General features: G+C 35.5%; 1 protein-coding gene. It reads right to left on the bottom strand.

The window, feature by feature from the left end; genetic code table 11:
• Positions 1-391: 391 nt before the first annotated feature.
• Positions 392-929 (bottom strand): glycosyltransferase (locus E1176_RS00625; protein ID WP_155208656.1); only part of this gene is annotated, 538 nt, incomplete at its 5' end.

The following is a 929-nucleotide window of genomic DNA, read 5'->3' as shown; positions in this document are numbered from 1 at the left end:
TTAGGTTTGGCTGGGGAGCAAGGATGGGTGATGGCTCAGGCTATAACCTTGGAGAGTTGGATGGCACTTTTGGCAGTATGTTGAGGTTAGCTCCAGCTGCTATTAATGTTTCACTGTTTAGACCTTATATATGGGAGGTAAAGAACCCTTTAATGTTACTCTCAGCTCTTGAGGGTTCATTTTTTTTCTTTTTTACGTGCTGGATTTTTATTAAATCTAGAATTAAGAATTTGGTAAGTTGTCTTTTTCAACAAGAAGTGGCCTTTTGTCTTGTCTTTTCAATTGTATTTGCATTTGCGGTGGGTATTTCAACATATAACTTTGGGACCTTGTCAAGGTATAAAATACCGATGATGCCTTTTTACCTAACAGGCTTAGTTTTACTGTATAATTATTCAAAGAGAGATAAAAAATTAATTGAATTAGAATCAACTGAGTAATTTTTTTTAACAAACTCTCTGCCTCTTTTTCCCATTGCGTTTCTCAGTGAATGGTCACTTAAAAGTTGCCGTAATTTATTTTTCCAGTCATCTTTTGATACACAAAAAAAACCGGTTACCCCTTCTTGGATTATATGCTTGTTAACTCCAATTGGGCTTACCAGTGCGGGCTTTTCCAGTGCAAGATACTGTAATGCCTTGAATCCACATTTCCCCTTACTCCACAGATCATCTGTTAGTGGCATAATACCAATATCAGTTTTTATTAAATCTGTAATTTCTGTTGACTTAGACCATTTTATAAACTGAAGTGAATCTAATTCGATATCTGGCTTCTTATTGGCAATGATAAGAAAGGTAAAGTCAATTTCTTTTTCCAATTCTCTAATAGCTGAGATTATGTTTTGGAGGTAGGGGAGTGTTGAGTGTGTGCCTGTCCAGCCAATTACTGGTTTTAAAGCATTAATATGACCATTTTTGGTGTTATTA

Source organism: Fulvivirga aurantia (genome assembly GCF_009711475.1).
GTDB classification, from domain to species: Bacteria; Bacteroidota; Bacteroidia; order Cytophagales; family Cyclobacteriaceae; genus Fulvivirga; species Fulvivirga aurantia.
The sequence above is the reverse complement of the archived record's forward strand: the minus strand, read 5'-3'. Positions and strand labels throughout refer to the sequence as shown.